The sequence below is a fragment of the Candidatus Omnitrophota bacterium genome (genome assembly GCA_040755155.1).
Taxonomy (GTDB): domain Bacteria; phylum Hinthialibacterota; class Hinthialibacteria; order Hinthialibacterales; family Hinthialibacteraceae; genus JBFMBP01.
Genome location: JBFMBP010000027.1, coordinates 22,859 through 46,072 on the forward strand (window position 1 = coordinate 22,859; position 23,214 = coordinate 46,072).

The window sequence follows — 23,214 nt, forward strand, 5'->3', positions numbered from 1 at the left end:
TCTGTGGATAGAACGAAGGATTTCATACTACTTTTAGATCAAGCGGAAATACAATCCATAAAATTTGGAGTTTTTCCAGCCTTTTATGAAATAAATGGAATTCCGCGAAATTGCATTTTCCAGCATCCGAAAAGCTCGATTACTTATAATAATATTTATATTGGCGACAAAGCCTCGATCGATTTTTTCTACGGAATAAGGGAAGAGTGCTGGAACAAGGAAGGCGATGGCGTTCTTTTTAAAATATCCGCCATCATTCCAGGAAAGACGAAGGAAACATTATTTAGCCAATACATCAATCCAAAAGAAAATGCTAGCGAAAGAAGATGGATGGATGGGCATATCGAATTCGGAGAAATCAAGGACGTTACAGCTTCTATAATATTCGAAACCACTCCTGGACCGGAGGATGATTCAAAAAATATCGTAAACGACTGGGCGTTATGGGGAAATCCGGTTTTGACGTCGAATGGCAGAACCGAGACTCATACGAAAAATAAAAAAACGAATGTAATTCTAATCACAGTCGATACTCTAAGAGCCGATTATCTTCATAGCTATGGAAATACATGGATACAGACGCCATGCATCGATCAAATGGCGAATGAAGGGATTAAATTCGATAATGCTTACGCTCCCATGTCGACGACGACTCCTTCTCATGCCTCGATACTGACATCGCTTTATCCTTACGAACATGGCGTTATCAATAACGACTATCATCTTGCGGAAAGGATTCCCAGGCTGCCGGAAATCTTTCTGGAGATGGGTTATAAGACGGGCGCCGCCGTGAGCGTATTTCATTTAGCCGATAAGACGTCCGGTTTGGGAAAAGGATTCGATGCGTACATGCAAAACGATCCCGCCTGGAGGTTGGAACGAGGAATCGAGGAGTTATCCGTCTTAACCCGGTCCGCCTCCGTAACGACCAATGCCGCTATTCAGTGGCTTGAATCCATTCATAACGATCCATTCTTTCTCTGGATTCATTATTACGATCCCCATGCTCCCTATGACGCCGATGGCGATTTTCACCGCATGTATTATCAAGGAGATCCCAAGAATCCCGAAAATCCAAGTATGAAAAACGCCCTGTTCCGTAACGAATGGAGCGGAACGATCCTCGAATGGGGTCGGAAGTACACGGACCTCGATTATTATAAAAAGGAATACGGAGCGGAAATCAGTTATACGGATTCGCACATCCAACGTTTGTTGGATGCTTTGAAAAGGTTAATGATCGATGAAAATACGTTAATCGTAGTAACGGTGGATCATGGAGAGAATCATGGCGATCATGGCATCTATTTCGATCATTGGTTTTTACGCAAGACGGATTTGCATGTGCCTTTGATTTTCTTCTATCCGAAAAAGTTACCGAAAGGGAAAGTGGTGGATAAGTATGTTTCGTTAATCGATATCGCGCCAACGATACTAGATGTCTTAGGGAAAAGAGATAATTTCATCGCGAAAAATTGCTTCGAGGGGCGATCGCTGCGTCCGTTATGGGAAAAGAAGAAAATCGATTATCCTAAGATTCATCATGCCGAGGGATTATATTATACGGAGATAGCGGCGTGGGACGATCGATTTAAAACGGTATGGGAATTGAGAGACCGGGAATATCACGCAAAAGCCAAATTGAAGGAATCGCGCGTTTTTATTTACGACCTTATCGACGATCCGGATGAAAAATCTCCCGCCGGTTGCTTTATCTGGGGAAAAGAAATCGAAAGACAATCGGGAATCAATTATGATATACAACCCACGGAAATCATAGCTCGCATGAAGATGATCCCGAATGCGGAAGAGTTAAAAACTTACTTGCTAAAAAGCGATGAAGATCATTTTATTAAGAAGGAACTGCTGGAAGACGCAACATTTTTACCTAGGATAATTTCTCTGCTTGAGGAGATGAGAAAGCGCGTAGAACCGCCGCCGGTTATCGATCGCATCAAAAAACTGGGCGACATATCTTCGTTCGACGAATTGGAGTTGAGAAGCGTTCCCATCAGCGATCCCGCATTTATGGAAAGTTTAGAACATTTAGGGTATACCGCTCAATCCAGCAAAAAAGAGGTTCAGAGCGCTACGGCGGATATTGAGAAGGCGACGCCATAAGCTTTCGATTCAATATAGAAATGCACTGGATCGTATTTAGCCAAAGCCAATCTGCTTCGTTACGGCTTTAGGATGATGATCGTTTTTTGAGTTGTAATAATGGCGCTAATCTCGGATGAACCGCTGGGAACATGCTATATTGTTATTGCGCGCTGAAGTGAGATGGGATTATTTCTATAATCAAAAAGCGCAGAAAGAGCAGGGATTCAATTCGTTGCGGGGTTATGCCGATAATGGAATCATGGGTAAATTTTCCGCCGTTGCTATCGGTTTGTTTGAATTATTGAGACAATCGCTCATTGTTTTTTTGTCTTTTTGGTTTTTTCCTCTTGATGGCGCCGGTCAGGCGCCTTCTCATTTAACTATCCCTTACGAATATACGAATGTTTCCATCTTAAATGACGGAAAATTACATTCCTTTCCAATTAATATCGGAGGATTGAGTTACGGAATCGTTGCTGAAGCGACGGTGAGCGTCGATATTCGCCATCCGAAACCGGAATTTTTAGAAGTAACGTTGAGCAGCCCTAACAACTTGGCTTATGCGACTTTGCATCCAATGGGTCAGCCGGGGATTCCCGCTAGTTTTTCTGGAATACAGGGAACATTCGATTATCCTTATACTCCATTCACAGGTTCTTTTTCTAATTTCGCAGGCCGTGATTTTTCAGGCGAGTGGACCTTGAATATCACTGACCATCAATCATCCGTTTCCGGTACTTTAGCGTCGTGGTCTATCGAATTCGATCTGGCGAAGTTGACTTCCTATCGAATTGAAAGCGCTACGCAAAGTATTTTCTTGCAAACGGATGGCTATGGCTGTTTTGGTGATCAAAGCATCGGTTCGGCGATGGGGGCGAAGTTCCGATCCAGCGAAGATGCGAAAGAAAACCGGACCATGTACCATTCCGCTCTCTATCTGGACGATCCAGGCGTATTTCTATCTTCTATGGATTATTTTCCCGCAAAGAATTTGACGTCGGGAGGGCTAATGCCTGGAGGGCGTTTGCCGACAGTGGATGTGGAGTACGCTTCGGAAAACTCCTGGCGCAGCTATTTTATGATCGGGGATTATTCCGTTTCGTTATCGCAACAATTGGTCGAGGACGCCACCCATTCTTACGTTCTACGCCAGGATTACGAGTTTACGCCCTTGGGGCCGAATTCCAAACCGCCGAAGATTATCCGATATATCAATCCGAAAATGGATCCTTCCGAAGGATTGTATTATTATGCGGCATTGAAGATCGATAATCCCGAAAAGCCATTTCTATACGTCTTTAATGACATTAAGCAGGCGACAACGGAGAAGAGCCGTTACGTCGGCATCGGATTCGAATCGCTGGATATGAAAGTTATCGATTATAAAGTCACGGAATGGAGGATGGGAAATCAAGATTCCTTTCCTTATAAAATCGTTAAATATGGAGAGGAGATATTTACAAACAATAAAGCAGTTCCTTTCGTGATTCGCGATGGAGATAAAGATAATGTGACGGATCCGGGGAATGGATTCGATGTGGCGCTAGCGTTGGGGGCGGAGACGGATAGTGCGGGCGTTTTTCACTATACGGCCATTACGCAGTGGGGATACGCTAGTCCTAGCGAGATACTCTACGTCAGTAAGGCGGAAGAGATCGTAGAGGCGACGCCTACGGCGACTCCTGAACCGGTTGAAACGCCGACATTTTTCCCTGAGCCGTCGGATACGCCATTAATACAAACGCCTCAAAGAACGCCTATGCCAACAAGAACGCCGACAGCGACGCGGACGGCTACAAATACGTTTACGCCCTGGCTGACAGCGACGCCAACGATGACGAAGACGCCTACGCCAATCAGAACGGCTACTTTTACTTCGACAAAGGTGCCAACTCGGACGGCGACGCACAGCCGGACGCCGACATCGACGAAAACAATTACTCCTACGCCGACGAATACGCCGCCTGCGCCTACGATGACGTTTACCGCCACGGCGAGTCCTACACAGACGCCAACATTAGCGGCGAGTACTCCTACTCCTTCCGGACTGCAGATTGTGAAGCCTCTTCCCGATCTGCGTTTGCTCCAAGGAGTGGCGGCGCCGTTTCTGCTCGATCTGGACGAGTTCGTTTACGATCCCGATACGCCTGTGGATCAACTGCAATGGCGGATCGAATCGCCTTCGCCTCCCCAATTTGCGATCGACGGAGAGCATCGCTTGTCTTGCGGGGCGTTCGAGCGGACGGGTGATTATGGTTTATTGAAGTTGATCGTAACGGATGGAAAGGATGCGGCGGCGGCGGAATTGCGGGTGAAGGTTTCCTCTTTTCTATTGCGGACGTTTATGGCCCCGCCGGTGATTTTTTCTCCGGGATCGAACGTCTATCAAAGTTCGTATCGTTTAAATGATTTTGTGTTTCGCGGCGCGTCGGAGCAATTAGTGTGGGAAGTGCGAACGCCATTACCGAAAGGGATTAAAAACATCATCATTAATCCCAATACGTCTTTTACGATTTATCGAGATGGAGCGCTGGAGGGTGAAGTGGTTCCGCTTCCCTTCCGGGCGCGGCGAATCGTTGCGGCGCCCACGGCTCTGCCTTCTAACACGCCATCGCCGTCGCCTACGGTTACGCCAACGTTTAGCGCAACGCCTAGTTCTACCCATATGCCAACAGCGGCGTTTACAAGTACTCCCAGCCGGACTCCGACTTTAATTCCAACCGCAACGCCAACAATGACGGCGACATTTACCGCAACCCCAAGTTGGACGCCAACGGTTACGCCGACATGGACTTCAACCTTGACGCCAACGCATACTGCGACGGTTACGCCATCATTTACGCCGACGAATACGTTGACTTATACTCCCACAGTCACACCTACTTTTTCACCGGCTCCGACACGGACTCCGATGCCGACGCCGAATCCCAATTGGACGCCCACACCAACTTGGACGGCGACGGTTTCGCCTACGCCCGAATGCAGCGGCGCTTTCGTCTTTTCGCGGGCGGCGGCGGTTACCGGCTTTGCGGGGCCGATGGATATCGTTAAATATCCGAATCCTGGTTTAACGCCAGAGGGAGAGGGAACGTCTGAACTATTGACTGTTTATTACGATGATGGCGTAGCGGCGTGGCTTCGGCGCGAGGGCGGGGCTTATGCGGCAGAGTATGCTTTCGATGCCGGATATGGAGCGGCGAATCTGGCCGTGGGAGATGCCGATGGTGATGGACTGGCGGACGTCTTCGTTCTGAATACGGCGGAAGAGACGCTTTCGCTTTTCTTACGCACTCCAGAGGGGAATTTCGTCAAAAAGGTGGAGTTGGATTTAAGCGAGGAAAATATTCCCACTATCTTCGACGTGAATCGGGGAATCCGTTTGCAAGCTCTGGCGGCGGGCGATCTCGACGGCGATGGGCGGTCGGAAGCGGTGGCGCGTACTCGAACTTCTTTGATGGCTGTCGCCTATCGCGATGGAGCGTTGCTGATCGCCGGGCGAACCGATACGTTAGGCTCCACCTATTTCCTTAAAGGCCGCGACCTGGACGGTGATGGCAAAATGGAGACGCTGGCGGGAGTCCGGACGGCCGATGGCGTCGAGCAAGCCGTCATATATCGTTTTGTTGCTGGCGGTTTTACGTTGATCGATACCATCAAAACAGATCAGGATTACAAGGGAAATTATCCCCGCGAAGCCGTCTTTCACGATTTCGACGGCGATGGCATTCTCGATATGGGTCTTTTACTCTACAGCGGCGCGACGCTTCTTTTGCATGGCCTGGGCGATGGGACGTTCGAGCGGACGGGCGAGATTCATCCTTTCCCCACCGGCTTGGTCGACGCCATTGAATTCGCCGATTTCGACGGGAATGGCTTGTTGGATTATATGGTTCTGCAACGCAACCAGGATGGATTGGTTTTGAATATCGCATGTGGCGGAGAGCCGATGGTTTACGCGGAAGCGGCGCAAATTCTAGTCAGCGTTTCCGCTTCCAAAACGGAGGATTACGCCGTTGCGCTGCATGATATGAACGGCGATGGAAAAGTGGATATTTCGATCGCGCGCAGTTTGATGAACGATATCGTCATATATGAAAATCAAAGCGCGGCGATACGGTGATAGGAATGATGAATGATGAATGATGAATGATGAAAAACAACTATCACGGGAACCTCTTGCAAAACTCTATTATTCCTCCCCCAAGCTTGGGGGAGGTTAGGAGGGGGTTGTTTTAAGTCTAACTAAATCAACCCCCCTCTAACTCTCCCCAAGCTTGGGGGGGAATTTAAAAGCGGATATTATTATTTTTGCAAAAACCTCACGGATTAATCTTTATTTTTATGGGAAAAGATAAAGGAGCGCTAGAGGATATTCGTCGACATGTTTAGCGTCAAAAGAGGTTCGAAACAATGAGAAAATTGTTTATGCGGGAAGCGTTTGCTCTTCTCTCTAATGAACATAATAAAGAAAAGAGAAGGGTAAAATGTAATTTGGGCGTTAACATCCCTCACCCTAGCCTTCTCCCAGAGGAAGAGGGGATTTTGCGCGTATTCTTTCGACATATTCCTAAATTTGGCTATAGATATTTTTTCGTGTTATTTGCCGCCTTATGGCTAGGGGGGAATGGCTTCGTTTATGCGCAGACGCCTTTATCGGACGAGGATTTCGATGCCGTCATTGTTCCCGTGGGAGTATCGGCTCATGCTTCGGGGAAGGATTTCTCGGCTGCTATACCCCAGGATATGGGGCTGAACTTGTTGCCGGTGGATAATTACCCAATGGGGATGGTAGAACTGACGTTTACCGCCGATCAGCTGACGATCCGGTTGAAGGCGGGAGAAGCGATTCGATTTTGGTCCGATCCCATACCGGTTTCGCCTTCCACCGTTCTATTTACCTGCAACGTTGCCATCGCCGGAGCGACGCCGGAACAAGCAGCGGCGGCTTTAGTGGATGGGGTGGATATGAACCGCCTGGGGGTGAATCTGACATATGGCAAGGATATTCCTATGGATGGGCGTGATTATTCGTTGGAGTACGAATGCCTTTCCGATCAAGCTATTCTCTTGCTGCAATTCGTGGGGCCGAAGGAAGGGGAATCGTCGATTACTGTGAAGCGGTTGCGTATGCTTTCCAATTTCAGCGAACGGGAGTTTGCGTTAGGATCTACGGCGTTGACGGCGACGGAAGATTTCGGAAAGGGGATGGATTTCGTATTAATCAACAAACCACCATCGACGGAAGGCGGCATAGTACTGCTAAACGCTAACTTTAATCGGTCAATCTTTCCGGCATCCACGGCGCAGGCGCTTTTGTTGGGAACGCAATCGCCAAACGATGTAATCCAGGTTTTAGCGCCGCTGCCGTTGAAGGCGAATAGTATGGATTTGCGAACCAATCCAGTGAAGATTTACGCTCAAGCGTATGTTCGGCGCGTGCGGGGAACGGAGGGGATTTTTTCCATCGCCCTTTTCAGCGGCGCGACGGGGACGGTGGGGTATGTGGATTATCCCGTCGCTTCCCTGCCCGGCGATGCGTGGATGCGGGTGGAGTGCCCCGTGCTTTTTACGGAGGAAGGAGCGCAGGCGCCGATGATGATATTGCAAGTGCGCGGGGGTAGTTCCGGCGTGGCCATAGATGACATCTCCTTGCAAGCGAGAATGGATTCGCCGTATTTTTGGGATGCGGATATGATTCTATCGGCAAGCGGCGCGGCGGATTGAAAATAAAAATCTGTTACGCTATGGTTGGAATTAGGCGCGGCTCGCTGCATAGAGCCGCCTTTATTCTGTTGGTATGACGGATCAATATGAAAATCACCGTAGCCTCGTTGTGGGCGTTTAAGTTGTTTCGGCCGGAAGAGACTCAGTTTTTTGGGGGGGCGGAATTGCAACTTTATTTTCTTTCGCGGGAATTGGCGAAGAATCCCGAAAATACGGTTCAGTTCATTACGCGGGGGCATGGTCCGGCGGAGACGTTCGAGAGCGAGGGGATAAGGGTGTATAAGATTCCCTACCGCGAGAATCCGGCGCTGCGGATGGTTTTGGGGATGCGGGATTTGTATCGCCAACTCGTTGGCTTGGATACGGATTTATTTTTGCAGCGCGGGGGGGGCGTGGAGTCGGGACTGACCGCCATGGCGGCGAGCCGGAAGCGAAAACCGTATCTCTTCATGACCTGCCATGATTGGGACGTAGACGGAACGAATGAAAAGCGGCTGGGACTAATCGGCGGATGGTTGTTGCGGCGAGGAATGAAGCGCGCCGATTTCGTCATTGCTCAATCGCAATGGCAAAAGGAGAAACTGCGGGAGCATTACGGAAAAGAGAGCGTCGTCATGCGGTCGGCGCATCCCATGCCGGCGGCGGTTCCGGAGAATAAAAAAGGCGTTCTTTGGGTGGGGCGATGCGAGTATTGGAAAGGGCCGAAGGTTTTTCTCGACCTGGCGGAAGCGTTGCCGGAGCATTCGTTCACAATGGTTTGCCAGAAGTCGAACGTTCCGGAGATGTTCGAAGAACTATCGGCGCGGGCGGCGCGCTTGCCGAACGTGACGTTTATTCCCGGCATTCCTTACGAGGAAACGGAGCCGCTGTTCGCCTCTCACCGGATTATGGCGAATACCTCGGTGCGGGAGGGTTATCCTAATACCTATGTGCAATGCTTCAAATGGGGCGCGCCGGTGATAACGCAGCATATCAATCCCGACGGTTTGTTGGAATCCAACCGGATGGGGATTCAAGCGGGACATAATTTCAATGATTTGACGGCGGCGGCGCGGCGGCTGCTGGAAGACGAACGCGAATGGAAGGAATACAGCGCCAATGCGCGGCGGTTTGCGCTGGAAAACCATAACGTAGAAAAAATTGCTGCGGATATCTATCGTATTATGAAGGACTTACAGAATTCTTATGAATGAAAAGCGATGAATACAGGACGGAAGGCCTTATGTCCGAAGCAATCAATGTACCCCAGGAAGTGAAGGGGCTTTACACGAGATATCCGTTTCCCGGTCCCGGATTGGAAACAGAGGTCGTGGAGAATTTTCGACGGGCGCTGGCGTTCTTGCGAGTATCGCCGGATGAATTGCGTAATGCGTCCGCCCTTGACGCTGGGTGTGGGACGGGAATTGTCGCCGCTTACTTGGCTTCTAGATGTAAAGACGTAAAGGCGTTAGACTTGACAAGCGCATCCCTGGAAATGGCTAAAGAACGGGCGGAACGCGGCGGTTTCCTCAACATCGAATTTCGCCTTGGCTCCGTCTTCGATCTCCCCTTTCCCGAACAGAAATTCGACCTGGTTTTGTCGCGTGGTGTATTGCATCATACGGAAGACGCCTACCGGGGATTTTGCCGCATTGCTTCCGCCTTGCGTCCTGGCGGGAGGATCATCGTCAGCTTGTATCACCGCTACGGGCGGTTGCGGCACCGGCTGCGGCGGGCAAGGGTGGCGCGAATCGCGGGGGAGGATATCGAGAGGCGAGTAGAGACGGCGGAGCGGTTGTATTTTTTGGGGACTCCGGATTCGGAAAAAGAGCGGATCCGCAGTCTAATCAGCGATCAATACGCGCATCCCCATGAAACCTATCATACGGGGGGGCAGGTGATGCGATGGTTTAGGGAAAATGGGATCGAATACGCTTCGTCCTATTATCCCATCCATCCCACGGAATATTTTCAATTGGAAGAGGCGCTGTTTCCCGAAGAAGCGTTGCAACGTTCAGGAAAGCATCGCGCCGCCCGCGCTGTTTTAAGGGGAATGAAAGCGGCGCGGATAGATAAAGCAATGGCGCTGCTGGGAGGCGGCGGCGCATTGGGCCGGACGATGATGGAATTATCCTGGTTTTTCTTCAATATCCAGTATTTCTATATGACGGGGATCAAGAAGGGAGATTGAGGACTCCTCTTATTACTGCGAAGCTTGGTTCGCGTTAATAACGGGATTTCTTTTTAATGTGAACATGAATAAGAAAAACTCTTTTTATGGTTTTATTAAGGACATAATCCCCATCTTCAGGAATAACAGCCTTCAGTTATAATTTTTCATATCCAACTAAGTTCCATTACGGAACAACATACCGAATTTTTCCCTACCTGCATGGAGCCGCATGGAAATCCCCGTTTTTTGCATTTTTATCTTCGTCTACGCCGGAATGATTTTGGGCGGGATTCCGGGTTTGGTTTTGGATCGCACGGGGATTGCCTTGATCGGGGCGATCGCCGTGATCCTGACGGGGGCCGCTTCGCCCATCGAGGCGTGGAATGCGGTGGATGTTTCGACGATCGCCTTGCTTTTCGGGCTGATGGTGGTTTCGTCCCAGTTCAGGTTGGGGGGATTTTACGTCGCCGTGACGCGGGCGCTCGCCGCTTCGCCTTATTCTCCGGAGCGGATTCTTTTGTTGTTGGTCTATATTTCCGGGCTGCTCTCGGCTCTATTGGCTAATGACATCGTTTGTTTGGCGATGGCGCCGATTCTGATTGAAGGCTGCGCGAAGAAGAAGCTGAATCCAGTTCCTTTCCTGATCGCACTGGCCTGTGCGTCCAATATAGGATCGGCGGCGACGCTGATCGGCAATCCGCAAAATATGCTGATCGGGCAGGGATTGAAACTCTCCTTCCGCGGCTATCTGCTAGACGGCGCCATTCCCGCTGCGTTAGGTCTTTTCGGAGCTTGGGGGATTATCTGTTGGAATTATCGGGGTCGATGGCGATGCGAATTCCGCTTGCCGGAAGTGGTAGCGCCCGTTTTCAATCTTTGGCAAAGCGGAAAAGGATTAGTTATACTTGCGCTGCTGCTCGCCGTTTTTCTCTTTACGCCGTGGCCAAGGGAGGCGGCGGCGCTGGCGGCGGCGGGGATTCTGTTGACGAGCCGCAAGATGGAGTCGCGGAACATGCTGGGATTGGTGGATTGGCATGTGTTGGTTTTGTTTATCGGTCTGTTCGTGGTGAATCATGCGTTGAATGCGACGGGTTTGGCGGCGGCCGGGATTTTGCGCTTGGCGAACAGCGGCGCCGATTTGCACCATCCCGCCTGGCTTTTCGGCGCGACGGTTGTCCTTTCCAATTTGGTTTCCAACGTACCGGCGGTGATGCTGCTTATGCCCGCCGCCACACATCCGCTCGCTGGTCCGGTATTGGCGTTGAGCAGTACGCTGGCGGGCAATCTCATCATCGTCGGCAGCATCGCCAATATCATTGTAGTCGACAAAGCGGCGCAATGCGGCATCCGCATCGGCTGGAAAGAACACGCGCGCGCGGGGATTCCCATTACGATATTGACTTTGGCCATCGCGGCGGTTTGGTTGGGGATGCGGGCTGTTATGCATTAACAACGAATAGCGGATTGTGGCTAGGAATCGGCTTCATTCTTCCTTGACAATTTTTACTTTGCGCTTTTTCTGCTTCTGCTGAATGAGATAACCGATGGAGCTTAGGGGGAGGAAGGCGATGGGGACGTTGATGGAATCGGCGATGAAGTAGCCTCCGGCGCAAGCGGTGAGGGCGATGACGATTTGTTTCTGCGCTAGAATGAAGAGGACGGAAATGATGAGAGCCAGGACGGCGGGCCAGGCTTCTCCCAGCGTGCGGTTGAGCGAATCGAGGACGCCTATGGCGGCGAAGAGCCGTTCAACGAGTTCCCGCTGGCCTTTGTCGGCGTAGAGGATATATAGGGAACCGGCGAAGGCGGCGAGGAAAATGGCCGCCGCGAATAGGCGCTTGGAGAGAATGACGCCCAAGACGCCGGTCACAGCGCCAGCAATATAAGGCGCAATCGGATGCGTGGGAAAATATCGGATGAGATCAGGGTTGATTTCGGGCGCCAGAGTAATGAGCATTTGGTAAAAACTGAAGCCAAAGAGAAAGCCGAGTCCGAAGCCGACGGCGTTCAAGCCCATGCGGAAAAGCGTCCAGCCAAAAGCGAATAAGCCTAAACCAATAGCCAAGCGAAGACAAAATTCGGGAGTGATGTTTTGCATAGTAATCTTTATATGATGAGCCTCTTGCAAAGCTATATTATTCCTCCCCCAAGCTTGGGGGAGGTTAGGAGGGGTTGAGATAAGTCTAACAAAATCAACCCCCCTCTAACTCCCCCCAAGCTTGGGGGGAGAATTGAAAAGAAAATTAAACCATTTTTGCAAGAACCGCTGATGATAAAGGATAAATCAAGGCTCTCATTCGTTATTCGCTAAGCGCGTCTTGCCGTCAATTCGGCGATAATCCGATTGCATTCCGGATCGGAAGGATTGAGGGCGACGGCGGAGCGCAGACAATCGATGGCTTCGTCTTGCTTATCCAATTCCATGCGCACTCGTCCAAGGTATTTTAGCGCCTCGAAATGATCGGGCGAATGCTCCAAGCTGAGTTCCAGGTTTTTTTCCGCCGCCTGCCATTTGCCTTCATGCGCAGAAATTATGCCTTTGACGAGAGCGATGTCGGGGCAACGAGGATCGAGGTCCAGCGCGCGCTTAAGGAATTCCGCCGTTTTAGCTTTGTCGCCTTTGCCATAAGCCAGCTGAGCCAATTGGGCATAAGGCCGTGGGTTGTCCCGGTTGATTTTCAAGACGCGGACGTAATAGTCTCGAGCTTCCGCCGCATTGCCGGACATCTGGCATGCGATTCCCATTTCGAGCAGGGCTTCTTCATATTCGTCGTCCCGCATCAACGCTTCCTGCAGGAAACCCATCGCTTCCTCATACTTTCCCATTCGATTGGACGCCAATCCCAGGTTGTATAAAACCAGAATATCGGGGGAGTGTTCTTTCATAAAAGATAAGAAAACGTCGTAAGCGCGCTTGAACAAACCTTTTTTGGCGAAGGCCATGCCGAGAAGCATGGCGGCGTCCCTTTCGACGCCGGGCCGGTCTTTCAGTTCCAGCAGGCGCATGATGGCTTCGTTGTATTGCTCATTGCGAAAAAGAGCGGCCGCTTCCACCAACTCTTCGCGGGCTTCTTCTTCGGGGGATTTCTCGGCGGATTCTTCCTCTTGATATTCCAGCGCGTGGATGACGGCGTTGAGGCCCCGCTTGGCCGGTTCGTATTCCGGATCCAGTTCCAGGCTCAGTTCGTAGTATTCCTGGGCTTTCGCCAATTTTTTCAATTTTCGCAAAACATCTCCGGCGGAAGCGTAAAATGGGGCGTAATGAGGCATCGTCTTTATGCCCGCTTCGAGGAGGGAAAGGGCTTTTTTGGGACTCTGCTCCTGTAGGTAGTACTTGGCCAATTCGTTGCGGACGCGGGGATCCTTGGGATTCTTTTTTAAGGCTTTTTTGAGGATCTTGACGCCCTTGGTTTCCTCTCCGGCTTTTATCAGGCTTTTGCCATAGGACCAATGCGCTTCCTGGTCGTTGGGAAGCAGCGAAAGGACCTTTTCATACATGGAAAGCGCGTCGGCGGAGCGCTGCATCTCGTCGTAAATGCGCGCTATGAGGTAATAGACATCGGGATAATCGGGCTGGATGACGAGGACTTTTTTTAAGGGAATAAGGGCTTGCTCGTAATGGCCGGCGGAGTAAAGCTCCATCCCTTGCCTGTAATGTTGTACGAAGGGGTTTGCGTTGGCCATGAAACCGCCTGATCGCATGCGGCTGCGCTTGCCGGGAGAGCGGATTCCGGGAGGGCGTTCTTGCGAAAAGAATACGAACCGGCGCCATTTCCCTGGAATCGAACCGTTGGCGAATTACCCTCCGGCGATCGCGGCGCCTTATCAAGGGTAAAAGAAAAAATGGGCGATACTGGATTCGAACCAGTGGCCTCCAGTTTGTGATACTGGCGCTCTAACCAACTGAGCTAATCGCCCGCTCGGTTTTAATTATCGCCCAGGTTGGGATGAAGTCAAGGCGATAATAACTAATGATGAGTGATGAATGATGAATGATGAGTGATTTGGATATCACAGAGATATGTCCATTCCCCGGGTAAAACAGTCGTCTCGCTAGTGTTACCTATGAGATTTCGCAATGCGGTTAAATAATCGCAAGCGCGCCATTCCGTTCATCCTATCATCCTTTATCCTAAAACTGACATCTACACGGCGACGATGTTCAAGAGTTTTCCGGCGACGTAAATCCGCTTTTTGATCGTTTTGTCTTCGATCCAGCGGGTAATCATGGCGTCTTGGTTCGCCGCTTGCCAAGCCATTTCCTCGTCGGCTTCAGCGGGAACCTCAACCTTGCCGCGCACCTTGCCGTTGACCTGAACTACGATGCTGATGGTTTCCGTCTGTAGGACGGAAGGATCGAACGCAGGCCAGGATTGATCTTGTACAAAGCCGGTTTCGCCCATCGCTTCCCATAATTCGTCGCTCAAATGCGGCGCGAAGGGGGAGAGGATGCGAATGAGGGTTTCCGCCGCTTCGCGGAAGATGGGGAAATCGGCGGCGGCCACGCCGCTTTCGCCGACGAAGCGGTACATTTCATTAACCAGCTCCATGATCTTGGCGATGGCCGTATTGAGAGCTATGCGTTGTTCGATGTCGGCGGCTACGCCTTCGATGGCGCGGTGGCAGGCGCGGCGCAATTGCAGCGCGGCTTCACTTGGCGCTTCCGAAGAAACAGGCGCCGAACGAAAAGCGGGGGAAAAGCGCATAATCAAACGGTAGACGCGATCAAGAAAGCGGGAAGCTCCGATTACGCCTTCATCGCTCCAATCGAGGTCTCTTTCCGGCGGTGAGGCGAAGAGGATGAAGAGGCGGGCGGCATCGGCGCCGTATTGTTCAAGAATAGGGCCGGGATCGACGACGTTGCCCTTGGACTTGGACATTTTAAAGCCGTCCTTGGTGACCATGCCTTGCGTCAAGAGTTTTTTGAACGGTTCAGAACAGGAAAGCAGTCCTATATCCCTTAGCGCTTTGGTGAAGAAGCGGGAATACAGCAGATGCAGAACGGCGTGTTCGACGCCGCCGATGTATAAATCCACCGGCATCCACTCGTTAGCCAGAGCTGTGTCGAAGGGTTTTTGTTCGTTGCGGGGATCGATGTAGCGCAGAAAATACCAGGAGGAATCCCAGAAGGTATCGATAGTATCGGTCTCGCGCCGGGCGGCGCCGCCGCATTGTGGACATGCCGTATGGACGAAGGATTCGTGCCGTTCGAGGGGCGAGCCTTCGCCGGTGATTTCCACGTCCGTGGGCAGTTCGACGGGCAGCCGATCGTAGGGAACAGCGACTTGGCCGCATTTCTCGCAATGAATCAATGGGATGGGCATGCCCCAGTAGCGTTGGCGGGAGATGCCCCAATCGCGCAAGCGGTAATTGACGGTTCCCTGGCCGACGCCCTTGGTTTCCATCCAGGCGGTAACCGCTTTTTTCCCTTCTACGTTGGGTGTTCCTTCGAAGGGGCCGGAATTGACCATGACGCCTTCGTCCACCCAGGCCGCCGTCATTTCTTCAGCGGAATCGAAGGGGGCGTTTTCCGGCTTGATGACCAGACGCATGGGCAGGCCGTATTCCTTGGCGAAGAGAAAGTCGCGCTGGTCGTGAGTGGGGACGGCCATGATGGCGCCGGTTCCGTATTCCACTAAGACGTAATTTGCGATCCAGATGGGGATTTTTTCCTCATTGACGGGATTGACGGCGAAGCGTCCGGTGAAGACGCCCTCTTTGCGCGCGGCGTCGTCGGTGCGGTCGGCTTTGTCCATGCGGGCGACGTCTTCGATGAAGGCGCGGCAAGCGGCTTCTTGCGGAGTATCGGCGATCAGTTTTTCCACGAGGGGATGTTCGGGAGCGAGAACCAGATAGGTTGCGCCGAAAATCGTGTCGGGGCGAGTGGTGAAAACGGGGATGGCGGTTCCGGCCAGCGGTTCGCCGGAGACGCGGAAGACGATCTCGGCGCCTTCGGAGCGTCCGATCCAGTTATGCTGCATAACTTTGACCTTGTGAGGCCATTCCGTCAGCGTTTCCAAATCCCGCAGCAGTTCTTCGGCGTAATCGGTGATCTTGATATACCATTGGGGCATGTATTTTTGCGCGACGAGGGAATCGCAGCGCCAGCACAGGCCGTTGATTACCTGCTCGTTGGCCAGCACCGTCTGGCAGGAGGGACACCAGTTGAGCAAGCCTTCCTTGCGATAGACGAGACCTTTATCCCAAAACTTCAGAAAAAGCCATTGCCCCCATTGGTAATATTTTTCATGGCAGGTGGCGACTTCGCGGTCCCAGTCGTAGGCGAGGCCGAGCGCCTGTTGTTGTCTTTTCATCTCGCCGATGTTGTTGTAGGTCCATTCGGCGGGGTGGATTTTGCGTTTAATGGCGGCGTTTTCCGCTGGCAGGCCGAAGGCGTCGTAGCCCATCGGGTGAAGAATGCGGAATCCCTTCATGCGGTAAAAGCGGGCCATGACGTCGCCGATGGAGTAGTTACGCAAGTGGCCCATGTGTAATTTGCCGGAAGGATAAGGGAACATTTCGAGACAGTAGAATTTTTGTTTATCGCCGCGCATGGGGGCGGAAAAAGCTTTTTCCTCGAACCAGCGCGTTTGCCATTTGCGCTCGACATCGGTAAAGGGGTAATGATCCGGCGCATCCTTGACGCCGGAGATGACGGATGTTTTTAATTCCACGGAAGCCATGTCGATCCTCGATAGTAAAATTACATACGTTTATGTTGATAAAACGGATTGTATTCGATTATGCCGGGAATGATGGAGTGTAATAATTCTTGTAAAGAAGAAGATTCTATCTATTCTAAAAGATATTTTAAGCCGGATCATAAGGTATATGCAGAGCCAATCAATGCTGTTATGCGAAAACTAAGCGGCGTCCTTTAGGTTTCGGAATGGCGTCTCCAAACTCCAACGCCGTATCAATCCAAAGTTGGGCCGCTTCATGGATGTTCCTTAAAGCCTCTTCGTGGGAATATCCATGCGCCATGCACCCTGGCAATTCGGGAATTTCCGAGATGAACGCTTGATCATCCTCGCTCCAGTATAGGATGATTTCATATTTATTATCCATTCGGCTATTCCCGCGCTTGGAGCGTTCAAGGGCGGAAAAATATCGCCCTTGACGCTCTCAAGAAAAGTACTGTCAATTGCGCAGCGCGGCGACGACTTTGCTCGCTGCTTCCGCGAGGCCGCTGGCGACGATGAAGGGGAAATCCGCCTTTTCCAGCATGGCTTTAGCTTCTTCGGCGTTGGTTCCGCGCAGGCGAATAACGATGGGGACTTTTACTTCCACTTGTTCCAAAGCCTGCACAATTCCGCCCGCCACGCGGTCGCAGCGCACGATGCCGCCGAAGATGTTGACCAGCACCGCTTTGACGTTGGGATCGGACATGAGAATGCGGAAGGCCGCCGCGACGCGCTCGACGCTGGCGGTTCCGCCTACGTCGAGGAAATTGGCGGGCATGGAGCCAGCCAGTTTAACCAAATCCATCGTCGCCATCGCCAGTCCGGCGCCGTTGACCATGCAGCCGACTTCACCGTCCAGTTTAATGTAATTCAAGTCGTATTTGGACGCCTCGATTTCCAGCGGCTCCTCTTCGGATAGATCGCGCAGCGCCAAAAAATCCTGATGGCGGAAGAGGGCGTTGTCGTCCAGATTGATCTTGGCGTCCAACGCAATCACGCGGCCGTCTTCCGTGACGACGAGGGGATTGATTTCGGCCAGCGAGGCGTCGCATTGGACGAACGCCGCGTATAATTTCATAAGGAAGGAGGCGCAGGCGAGCGCTTCTTTCCCCTCCAGGCCGATGCCGTAGGCCAGGCTGCGCGCTTGAAACGCTTGGAAGCCCGCGCCGCGATCCACCTTCGCTTTGAGGATTTTTTCCGGCGAGCGGGCGGCGACCTCTTCGATCTCCATCCCGCCTTCCGAGGAGGCCATGACGACGACGCCTTCCGAAGCGCGGTCGATGACGATGCCAATGTAGAGTTCCCTCTTGATGGGCAGCCCCTCTTCCACCAAAACTTTTAGAACTTCTTTGCCTTCGGATCCCGTTTGGTGAGTAACGAGTTTCATGCCCAAGATTTTGCCTGCGAGTTCTTCGGCTTCGGCGGGCGATTTGGCCAGTTTGACGCCGCCGCCTTTGCCCCGGCCTCCAGCGTGAATCTGGGCTTTGACAACGGAGACGCTGGAACCCAAGTCTCTCGCGATTTTTTCCGCTTCTTCCGGCGTGGCGGCGACCGTTCCGCGCGGAACGGGGACGTCGAACTTGCGTAGAATTTCCTTCGCCTGGTATTCGTGAATCTTCATCCTAAATTCTCCCAAATATATTAAATGATGAATGATGAGTGATGAATGATGAGTCTAAAAGACGGATTGCGCTTCGCTTTATACCTTTTCTTTAGCCTTATTTGTCAGAATCGGGATAGGCAGGTTTTTCAGGATTCTCAGGATAAAAAAAAATAATCCTGGTTATCCTTTCATCCAGGATATCCGGATTCAGACAAATATCTCTTTCATAACAATTCCAAAAATTCCTCTACGCTCAAACCGGAAACGCGAATTAGTACGCGTAAAGTTCCAATGGATAATTCCATATGTTGCGGTATAGATAGATTAGCGCGTATTCCTTCTTTTACCAAAACCACATGACTGCCGACTTGGCCTTTAACTTCCCAATCCGCCCGCTGAAAAGCTTTCACGGCTTCTTTCCCTGAAATATTCTTTAACCGGCCCATCGTTAAACCGAAACCAGGACTCGTTGTTGCCCAGGTTTGCTGGATTGGGTGGAGATAGCTTTTTGATCTTCCGCCCATAACCATGCGGCGATCGCTTCCTTGATGTTCTCTAGGGCTTCCCTCTCATCCTTTCCCTGAGAAACGCATCCGGGAAGGCTAGGGCATTCGGCTACGATCCATCCGTCTTCCGCTTTTTCTAAGATAACGTTAAACATCATTGCGGATTCTCCCGATTAAAGTATGTCTCAACCGAGAATTTGAATCTGTTCTTCGGCTCGCATAAAATCATATCATTCCCGATTAGTTTTTCGAATCCTCTTTCGCTTCGCTTTTCTCCGCTTGTTGTTCCAAGCGCTTTACGGTTTCTTCCAGTTCCTTAACGCGCGTTTCGAATTTCTTTTGCTGATCGAATAGATCGTCGAGGCGCTTGGCGTTGTCCGCCGAGAGTTGCGAACCCTTCTCGCGCCGGATTTCCTTGATTGCGTTATCCGCCTGGCTGCGGAGCGATTCCGAGGCGTCGTCTTTGGCGACGCGGTGCAAGTGAGGAATGGCCTTCTCGTCTTTCAATGCTTGCAAGCCGGAAATGGCGCCGCTGCGAATGCGGTCTGACGAGGATTGGAGATATTCCAATAGCATTTCCCGCGTCTTATTTGCGTTTTTCTTCGTTTTCTCGGCGAGCTCGCCAAGACCGCGCATAGCCGTCATTCGAATACCGCGAGAATAAGGATCCTTGGAAAATTTATCGAGTTCGGAATAGATGCGCGGCTCTTCCAATTCGATCAAAGCATTCAAGGCAGCAGAACGAACCGTATCTCGATACGATTCACGATCAAGGCCGGGGCGCAGGATGGAATAGACGCCATCTAATTTGATGCGTTGCAGCGAATCGGCCGCCGCCGCAATGACGTAAATGCTTTTATCGTTTTTAAAGCGATCCGCTGCGGCTTCGAAAGCGTCTTTGTCTTTATAAAATTTCCCCAACTGAGAAACGACGGTGCGGCGCACTTTGGGATTGGGATGATGGCAGGCGGCAAGCAGAATCTTTTTCGTCTTTTCCGTTTGGAAGCGTCCGATCACCTCGGCCGCTTCGCTTTGCACCTTCCAATACGAATCCTCGTTCAGACGCTTGGCTAAGGCGTCGATGATGCGCTCGTCGTCCTTGCCGCTCAAGGCGCTCAGGGCGCGCAGGCGTATGACGATGGTGGATCCGTTTTGCAATTCCTCCAGCAGCATCTCTTGCGATTTCTCATGCGCCAATTCCATAAGCACTTTGAGCCGTGGATTGATATCGACGCTAATGGGCGGCTCTTGGCAGTGGATGGAAACGGTCTCGTCTTTCTTGGCGATATCCGCCGTATGATGGAGGATTCCCGATTTGGTCGCGACGTCGATTTCCAGCGGGAACGCATAGGCGGGAGCGCCGTCCGCCGCTTCCTGCGTTTGTTGCAGCCGCACCCGCACTTGCTTCAATTTGGGCAGCCATTCGTGCGAGGCTTTGATTTTGGGATGGCCGGGCGTATAAATCCACTGCTCGAAGAAGCGATCCATAGGCCGGCCGCTGACTTCTTGAATCGTTTCCAAAAAATCGTCCGTATCCACTAAGCCGGGAGCGAATTTTTCCAAATAGCGTTTCATGATTTTGCGGTATAAGTCATCGCCTAATTGGTTGCGCAACATGTGGAGAACGCAGGCGCCTTTGGGATAGGAGTGGGAGTCGAACATCTCGTCGGGATTAGCGAAGCGGTTATCGACGATAGGGCGCGTGTAACTGCGGCTGGAGTTGATATATTCCACCATATTCCCCATCATCGCATCAAGAAACCTGTCTTCTCCCTCCGCATGTTGAAACCATAAGGCGTCAGAATAGGTGGCGAAGCCTTCGTTGAGCCATAGTTCCGGCCAGGATTTGCAGGTTATTAAATCGCCGAACCATTGATGGGATAATTCGTGCGCGATGAGGCCGTCTTGATCCGCGTCCAGCCGCGCTTCTTCGTCCATGACGGTCCACTCGTGCAGCGTGGTCGCCGTAGTATGCTCCATGCCTCCGGCGCGGAAGTCGCGCACGGCGGCTTGGGCGTATTTTTCATAGGGATAGGGATAGCCGAAAAAATCGCTGAAGAAATCGATCATGGCGGGGGTTTTGCCCATGCTGGGGCGGGCGTCCTTGGCCAAGCCCTTTTCGACGTAATATTCGACGGGAATCCCTTTCCAATCGTCGCGCACAATGTCGAAATGGCCTACGACGAGACTGACGAGATAGACGACGTGAGGAATCTTTTGCTTCCATACGTCCGTGCGCCATTCACCTTCCTCTTTCGATTCTACGAGAAGACCGTTGGAAAGCGTGACGAATTCTTTGGGAACCGTAGCGATCATTTCCGTCACCATGCGGTCGTTGGGATAGTCGAGGCAGGGAAACCAATTTTTCGCCTGGTTGGGTTCGTTGAGCGTGTATAGTTGATCGGGATTGACCGGTGCGGCATGTTGAGAGTCGCTGAAATACATCCCTTCTTTGGGAGCGGCGGAATAGGCGATGCTCATATTGTAAGAGCGATCCATTGGCAGGGATTGGGAGAAGGTAATAAGCAGCGCGTTATCGGCGTAGGTCCAATCCATCGAGCCGGGCGCATCGCATTCGACTTTTTCGATTTTCATATCTTTGGCGTCGAAGCGAATGCTGGAAACGCCATCATAGAGGGGGCGAAATTGATATTTAGCTGTCGCTTCGATGCGCATCTCCTTCATGAAAACCTTAATTTCCAGGGTAAGATGCTCGCAATCGACTGTTCGTTCCGGCTGATAGCTGCGGTTGAAGACGCCGTCGATTTTTTTCGGAGGAAACAATCGAAAACCGTCGGCAATGCGATCCGCTGCGGCGGAACCTGCGATGGCCGTCAACATAAAAATGAAAAATGATATTCCCCATAGAAGTTTTCGTGCTGACATTTGGCGCTCCTTAACAAGATCATCATCGCGTTAATGGAAAATTCAGCATATCACAAGGGTGGCGAAAGAGGTAAGTCCCTTTATTTTGAATGATGAATGATGAATGATGATTGATGAATCTCATATTACGCAGCCTGGGAGCGCGGGCGTCTCGCCCGCAGATAGGAGCAGCCGATCCAACGCAGCGCTTGGGTTTTATTTTTCGTTGCGTTTTCGAATCACGAAACCGCGAAAAGGCGCGAATTCCACGAATTCCACGAATTTTTTGCATCACGGATATCAAGGATTTTTTGGGACTTCACCAAAGAATCCTTTTAATGGCGTGATCCAAATGCTTATTTGATTGCATGATTTTTTTCGTGTTTTTCATTATCCCTTTGCGTTTTCGTGATTCAATCGACGATCCCAATATCGCCTTTATTTTTTCTTCACGCGTAACATGAGTGATGAATGATAAATAAAGGAGTAGTAAACGTGGCGAATTTGTTTGGCAAGAATTGGAACGAGAAGCAATTGAGCCGCTATACGGGCGCAAAATGGCAGGCGGGGGGAATTCGGCGGATGCGCTTCGCCGAGGGGCCGGAAGAAGGGACGGAAGCCGTCCAATTCGACGCGGGCAACGGGTTGACATTCAACGTCATTCCTAGCCGGGGATTGGATATCGCCTCGGCGAAGTTTTGCGGCGCTTCGCTTTCCTTCGACGCGCCGATGGGCGAAGCCCATCCCGCCTATTTCGATTCGCAAGGTTTAGGTTGGCTGCGGACTTTCTTCAGCGGCTTGGTGACGACGTGCGGTCTTACTTGGGCGGGCGCGCCTTGCGTCGATCGGGGCGAGGCGCTGGGGCTGCATGGCCGTTATTCCCATCTGCCCGCCCGGCAATTGAAGATCGGCGATGAGTGGGTTGGAAACAATCGCCGATTGTGGATTTCCGGCGAGTTCCGCGAGTGCAATCTCTTTGGCCCCAACATCGCTGCCACCCGCACTGTTTCCATCGAATTGGGATCGCATACGATCCGCATCGAAGATTTTGTGCGCAACGAAGGCTTTACGCCTGCGCCGCACCAGATGCTCTATCACATCAACATCGGCTTTCCCGTCGTCGATGAAACTACGCGGCTATTGGCGAATTCCGCCATTACTCCCCGCGACGCCGAGGCGGAAGCGGGCAAGGAAGAATACGACCGCTTTGAAGCGCCTAAAGCAGGATATAAGGAGAAGGTTTATTACCATGACATTAAGCCGGACAAGAAAGGCTTTGGCTGCGCCGCGTTGGTCAATCCCGAATTTAACAATGGGCAAGGATTGGGCGTTTGCGTGCGCTACCGCAAGAAGGAACTGCATCGCTTCGCCCAATGGAAAATGATGGGAGCGGGGACTTACGTCTGCGGGCTGGAACCGGCCAATTGCAGCGTGCAAGGCCGCGCCCACGACCGCGAAGACAAAACCCTCATCTTTTTGAAGTCGGGCGAAGAGCGCCGCTATCTCGTCGAAATCAGCGTTTTACCGGATAATAAGGCCATCGAGGCGGCGAAGAAAACGATTTTGGAATGATGAATG

The 23,214-nt window shown here is 51.5% G+C and carries 16 protein-coding genes and 1 tRNA gene; 8 read left to right on the plus strand and 9 right to left on the minus strand.

Annotated elements, in window-relative coordinates:
• Positions 1–330 precede the first annotated feature (330 nt).
• From AB1656_02690 to AB1656_02715, 6 genes are all read left to right on the plus strand, one after another.
• Positions 331–2,121 carry a sulfatase gene (locus AB1656_02690; protein ID MEW6234271.1) on the plus strand — a complete coding sequence of 597 codons (1,791 nt, stop codon included), beginning with the start codon at positions 331–333 and terminating at the stop codon, positions 2,119–2,121.
• Between the two features lie 115 nt (positions 2,122–2,236).
• A complete protein-coding gene (locus tag AB1656_02695) occupies positions 2,237–6,223 on the plus strand; it encodes an FG-GAP-like repeat-containing protein (GenBank protein ID MEW6234272.1) in 3,987 nt (1,328 codons plus the stop codon).
• Between the two features lie 473 nt (positions 6,224–6,696).
• Complete coding sequence (locus AB1656_02700) at positions 6,697–7,827, plus strand: hypothetical protein (protein ID MEW6234273.1); 1,131 nt, start codon at positions 6,697–6,699, stop codon at positions 7,825–7,827.
• 86 nt (positions 7,828–7,913) lie between these two features.
• Positions 7,914–9,020 (plus strand): glycosyltransferase family 4 protein, encoded by a 1,107-nt coding sequence (locus AB1656_02705; GenBank protein MEW6234274.1) that lies wholly within the window; start codon positions 7,914–7,916, stop codon positions 9,018–9,020.
• Between the two features lie 29 nt (positions 9,021–9,049).
• Positions 9,050–9,997 carry a class I SAM-dependent methyltransferase gene (locus AB1656_02710; protein ID MEW6234275.1) on the plus strand — a complete coding sequence of 316 codons (948 nt, stop codon included), beginning with the start codon at positions 9,050–9,052 and terminating at the stop codon, positions 9,995–9,997.
• 211 nt (positions 9,998–10,208) lie between these two features.
• Positions 10,209–11,429 (plus strand): anion transporter, encoded by a 1,221-nt coding sequence (locus AB1656_02715; protein ID MEW6234276.1) that lies wholly within the window; start codon positions 10,209–10,211, stop codon positions 11,427–11,429.
• A 33-nt stretch (positions 11,430–11,462) separates the two neighbouring features.
• Here AB1656_02715 and AB1656_02720 read toward each other — a convergent pair whose 3' ends face one another.
• Both AB1656_02720 and AB1656_02725 read right to left on the minus strand, forming a co-directional pair.
• On the minus strand, positions 11,463–12,107 hold the full coding sequence (locus tag AB1656_02720; GenBank protein MEW6234277.1) for a hypothetical protein: 645 nt from the start codon (positions 12,105–12,107) through the stop codon (positions 11,463–11,465).
• Between the two features lie 179 nt (positions 12,108–12,286).
• Entirely contained in the window at positions 12,287–13,663 is a 1,377-nt protein-coding gene (locus AB1656_02725; protein MEW6234278.1) for a tetratricopeptide repeat protein, read from the minus strand.
• On the opposite strand from AB1656_02725, the gene AB1656_02730 reads away from it, so the two are divergent.
• Positions 13,662–13,814, plus strand: a complete 153-nt coding sequence (locus tag AB1656_02730) for a hypothetical protein (GenBank protein ID MEW6234279.1) — start codon at positions 13,662–13,664, stop codon at positions 13,812–13,814. The genes AB1656_02725 and AB1656_02730 overlap by 2 nt on opposite strands.
• A 9-nt stretch (positions 13,815–13,823) precedes the next feature.
• Here the strand turns inward: AB1656_02730 and AB1656_02735 are convergent.
• The 7 genes from AB1656_02735 to AB1656_02765 all read right to left on the minus strand — a co-directional run bounded on the left by AB1656_02735 (position 13,824) and on the right by AB1656_02765 (position 21,657).
• Positions 13,824–13,897: transfer RNA gene (locus tag AB1656_02735), tRNA-Val, on the minus strand.
• A 227-nt stretch (positions 13,898–14,124) separates the two neighbouring features.
• Entirely contained in the window at positions 14,125–16,662 is a 2,538-nt protein-coding gene (gene leuS, locus AB1656_02740) for a leucine--tRNA ligase (GenBank protein ID MEW6234280.1), read from the minus strand.
• A gap of 169 nt (positions 16,663–16,831) precedes the next feature.
• Positions 16,832–17,047: a type II toxin-antitoxin system HicB family antitoxin gene (locus AB1656_02745; protein MEW6234281.1), complete on the minus strand. Its 216-nt coding sequence runs from the start codon at positions 17,045–17,047 to the stop codon at positions 16,832–16,834.
• A 72-nt stretch (positions 17,048–17,119) separates the two neighbouring features.
• A complete protein-coding gene (gene sucC, locus AB1656_02750; GenBank protein MEW6234282.1) occupies positions 17,120–18,283 on the minus strand; it encodes an ADP-forming succinate--CoA ligase subunit beta in 1,164 nt (387 codons plus the stop codon).
• A gap of 206 nt (positions 18,284–18,489) precedes the next feature.
• Entirely contained in the window at positions 18,490–18,711 is a 222-nt protein-coding gene (locus tag AB1656_02755) for a type II toxin-antitoxin system HicA family toxin (GenBank protein MEW6234283.1), read from the minus strand.
• Between the two features lie 2 nt (positions 18,712–18,713).
• Positions 18,714–18,929: a type II toxin-antitoxin system HicB family antitoxin gene (locus AB1656_02760; protein MEW6234284.1), complete on the minus strand. Its 216-nt coding sequence runs from the start codon at positions 18,927–18,929 to the stop codon at positions 18,714–18,716.
• 82 nt (positions 18,930–19,011) lie between these two features.
• Positions 19,012–21,657 (minus strand): M1 family aminopeptidase, encoded by a 2,646-nt coding sequence (locus AB1656_02765; GenBank protein ID MEW6234285.1) that lies wholly within the window; start codon positions 21,655–21,657, stop codon positions 19,012–19,014.
• 474 nt (positions 21,658–22,131) lie between these two features.
• On the opposite strand from AB1656_02765, the gene AB1656_02770 reads away from it, so the two are divergent.
• Positions 22,132–23,208: an aldose 1-epimerase family protein gene (locus tag AB1656_02770; protein MEW6234286.1), complete on the plus strand. Its 1,077-nt coding sequence runs from the start codon at positions 22,132–22,134 to the stop codon at positions 23,206–23,208.
• The last annotated feature ends 6 nt before the right edge of the window (positions 23,209–23,214 follow it).

Excerpts from the sequence above, each read along its gene's own strand:
- AB1656_02760 (MEW6234284.1), bottom strand. The coding sequence starts at position 18,929 with ATGATGTTTAACGTTATCTTAGAAAAAGCGGAAGACGGATGGATCGTA.
- AB1656_02710 (MEW6234275.1), top strand. The coding sequence starts at position 9,050 with ATGTCCGAAGCAATCAATGTACCCCAGGAAGTGAAGGGGCTTTACACG.
- AB1656_02695 (MEW6234272.1), top strand. The coding sequence starts at position 2,237 with ATGAACCGCTGGGAACATGCTATATTGTTATTGCGCGCTGAAGTGAGA.
- AB1656_02765 (MEW6234285.1), bottom strand. The coding sequence starts at position 21,657 with ATGTCAGCACGAAAACTTCTATGGGGAATATCATTTTTCATTTTTATG.
- AB1656_02745 (MEW6234281.1), bottom strand. The coding sequence starts at position 17,047 with ATGGATAATAAATATGAAATCATCCTATACTGGAGCGAGGATGATCAA.
- AB1656_02690 (MEW6234271.1), top strand. The coding sequence starts at position 331 with ATGGATGGGCATATCGAATTCGGAGAAATCAAGGACGTTACAGCTTCT.
- AB1656_02725 (MEW6234278.1), bottom strand. The coding sequence starts at position 13,663 with ATGGCCAACGCAAACCCCTTCGTACAACATTACAGGCAAGGGATGGAG.
- AB1656_02755 (MEW6234283.1), bottom strand. The coding sequence starts at position 18,711 with ATGGGCCGGTTAAAGAATATTTCAGGGAAAGAAGCCGTGAAAGCTTTT.
- AB1656_02715 (MEW6234276.1), top strand. The coding sequence starts at position 10,209 with ATGGAAATCCCCGTTTTTTGCATTTTTATCTTCGTCTACGCCGGAATG.
- AB1656_02705 (MEW6234274.1), top strand. The coding sequence starts at position 7,914 with ATGAAAATCACCGTAGCCTCGTTGTGGGCGTTTAAGTTGTTTCGGCCG.
- leuS (MEW6234280.1), bottom strand. The coding sequence starts at position 16,662 with ATGGCTTCCGTGGAATTAAAAACATCCGTCATCTCCGGCGTCAAGGAT.
- AB1656_02730 (MEW6234279.1), top strand. The coding sequence starts at position 13,662 with ATGAAACCGCCTGATCGCATGCGGCTGCGCTTGCCGGGAGAGCGGATT.
- sucC (MEW6234282.1), bottom strand. The coding sequence starts at position 18,283 with ATGAAGATTCACGAATACCAGGCGAAGGAAATTCTACGCAAGTTCGAC.